Origin of the sequence: Kitasatospora sp. NPDC007106 (assembly GCF_040634455.1) — a bacterium.
Lineage (GTDB): Bacteria > Actinomycetota > Actinomycetes > Streptomycetales > Streptomycetaceae > Kitasatospora > Kitasatospora arboriphila.
Genome location: NZ_JBEYFP010000813.1, coordinates 1 through 2,571 on the forward strand (window position 1 = coordinate 1; position 2,571 = coordinate 2,571).

2 protein-coding genes and 1 riboswitch are annotated in these 2,571 nt (G+C 73.4%); of the genes, one reads left to right on the forward strand and one right to left on the reverse strand.

Annotation, left to right across the window (positions count from 1 at the left end; genetic code table 11):
• Window positions 1-224 precede the first annotated feature (224 nt).
• Window positions 225-375: riboswitch (cyclic di-AMP (ydaO/yuaA leader) on the forward strand.
• Between the two features lies 1 nt (window position 376).
• Window positions 377-1,519 (forward strand): transglycosylase family protein, encoded by a 1,143-nt coding sequence (locus tag ABZ641_RS32710; RefSeq protein WP_359987737.1) that lies wholly within the window; start codon window positions 377-379, stop codon window positions 1,517-1,519.
• A gap of 124 nt (window positions 1,520-1,643) precedes the next feature.
• Here the strand turns inward: ABZ641_RS32710 and ABZ641_RS32715 are convergent, their stop codons facing one another.
• Window positions 1,644-2,567, reverse strand: coding sequence for a polysaccharide lyase family 1 protein (locus ABZ641_RS32715; RefSeq protein WP_359987740.1), 924 nt, complete (start codon window positions 2,565-2,567; stop codon window positions 1,644-1,646).
• Window positions 2,568-2,571 lie beyond the last annotated feature (4 nt).

Here is a 2,571-nt window from a genome sequence, read left to right on the forward strand (position 1 = left end):
GGCCGCTGCCGCCCCCGCGACCTGCGGCGCCGCGCGGGCGGGCAGCGGCGCGCGGGGCGGCGCGCGGCCGAAATGCACGCATGCGGCACCGAAGCACTCGTGATGATTGTGTGATGTTCGGGATGCTGGCTTGTTATCGCAGTGATGATCCCTCTAATGTCCACCTCAGCCCGACAGCACGGGCGCCCGAGGCGCGGCACGCCGAACCCTGCCCACCGCGTCGACCGGGTCACCGACCAGACCCTGGGCAGGGACGGGGGACCCAGTTTCGACGCCGCCCCCACACGGCTAGGGGTGAAGCCGCCTCAGTGCGGCCGGGCCACCTCCCGGTCCGAACCCGACAGCTCACCTCGCAGGCGTGCGGAGAGGGAACTCGATGGGTTTCATCGGCTCGGGCCGTCACCGCCGCCCCACCCAGACCGAGCGCGCCGTCGCGGCCGCAGGTGTGGCAGGTGCGGGTCTGGCGATCCCGCTGCTCACCGCGACGGGCGCCCACGCCGCCCCGGTCACCACCTGGGACGCGGTGGCCCAGTGCGCCAGCGCGGGCAACTGGGGCAAGAGCGTCGGCAACGGCGAGTACGGCGGCCTCCAGCTCGACCTGCGCACCTGGGTCGCCTACGGCGGCGACAAGTTCGCCTCCACGCCCGACCGGGCCACCAAGGAGGAGCAGATCGCCGTCGCCGAGCGTGTCCTGGAAGACCGCGGCGCGAAGGCCTGGGGCAACTGCGGCAAGTCCGCGGGCCTCACCGGCGAGGGCAAGCCGGAGACGGTCGACCAGGACTCCCAGGGCTCGACGGCGCCGGCCGCCACCACCGCGCCGACCGACCGCGGCGCCTCGGCGCCGGTCTTCACCGGCATGCAGGGCCGGGACGCCAGCGGCGTCTACTGGTACCTGGTGGACGGTCAGTGGTACTGGACGACCAGCCAGGAGATCTACGACTACTACACCGGCCCGACGGCCCCGACCGCCCAGAGCCAGTCCACGGCGCCAGGCCAGGCCACCACCGCGCCGACCCTGCCCGCCGCACAGGGCAACGCCACCACGCCTCCGACCATCGACCCGATCACGGGCCTCCCGGTCACCCCCGACCCGACCGGCACCACGACCGCCCCGGTGCCGGGCACCACCACGGCCCCCGGCACGCCCGCCCCGGGCACCGCCGCACCGGACGCCGCGCCCCCCGTCATCGACCCGATCACGGGCCAGCCGGTCACCACCGGCGCGACCACCGCGCCGGCCACCACCCCCGGCACGCCGGCCCCGAGCACCACCGCGCCGGCCACCACCGGCCCGGGCACCACCGCCGACCCGGCCGCCACCACGGCCACCCCGGCTCCGCAGGCCACCACGCCCGCCGCGCAGCCCGACACGTACACGGTGGCGGCCGGCGACACGCTCTCCGACATCTCCGACAAGAACAAGCTCGGCGGCTGGAAGCAGGTCTACGACGGCAACGAGGGCACCATCGGCCAGGACCCGAACCTCATCAAGCCCGGCCAGGTCCTGAAGATCAAGTAACAGCGGCACCGCAGGCGCACCGACGCCGGCGGCCCCGGGACGCTCCCGGGACCGCCGGCGTCCTGCTGTTCCGGCGTCGGATCCGGCCGGCACCGGGTCCGGCCGGTGCCGCACCGGTCCGGCGTCAGATCCGGCCTGTGCCGGCGCCCGCGGTGTCCACGGCCGCCACGGTGTCCGCGCCGGTCGGGTCGTAGGCGTAGGGCGCGGCGGTGAAGCTGCCGGTCCGGGTGATGTCGGTGGTGGTCGAGCCGAGGTCGTTGCGGAACAGGTTGGCGTAGCCGTCGGTCTTGCTGTCCCCGGTGGTGGTGACGGACTCGAAGGAGCCGGCGAAGGCGTTCCGCTCGACCAGCACCTGGGCGCCCATCCGCGAGTGGACGGCGCTGTCGCCGACGTTGCCGAAGTAGTTGCTGTAGACGTGGGCGGTGCCGAAACGGACGCTGGGCAGCCGCGAGTTGACGTTGTCGAACCAGTTGTGGCCGTAGGTGACGTGCAGCTTGCCGGTGTCCTCGGCGGCGTTGCTGTCGGAGTGGCCGACCAGGCTGACCTTGTAGTGGTCGTGGAACTTGTTCCAGGAGACGGTGATGTTGTCCGAGCCGTGCGTGATGTCCACCAGGCCGTCGTAGTAGTCCTTGCCGTGGCTGCGGTCGGAGGACAGGTCGTTGTGGTCCACCCAGACCTTGGTGGAGGCCTGGACGGTGATGGCGTCGGTGCCGACGGCCTTGCTGATGTTCAGGTTCCGGAGCACCACGTTGGTGGCGTTCTTGACCCGCAGTCCGCCGCCGGTGAGGCCGGAGCCCGCGCCGACGCCGATGACGCTGGTGTTGGAGCCGACGTCCACCTGCCCGGCGAGCGCGATGGTGCCGGAGACGTACACGGTCTTGGCGGCGCTGCCGGCCACCGCGGTCTTCAGCGCGGCCAGGGTGGTGACGGTGGTGCGGCTGCCGCCGGCGCCGCCGGTGGTGCCGGCGGCGTAGCCGTACGGGGAGCTCTCGTAGGCGGCGGCCTGCGCCGGCCCGGCGGTGGTGGCGGTGAGGCCGGCGGCCAGCACGGCG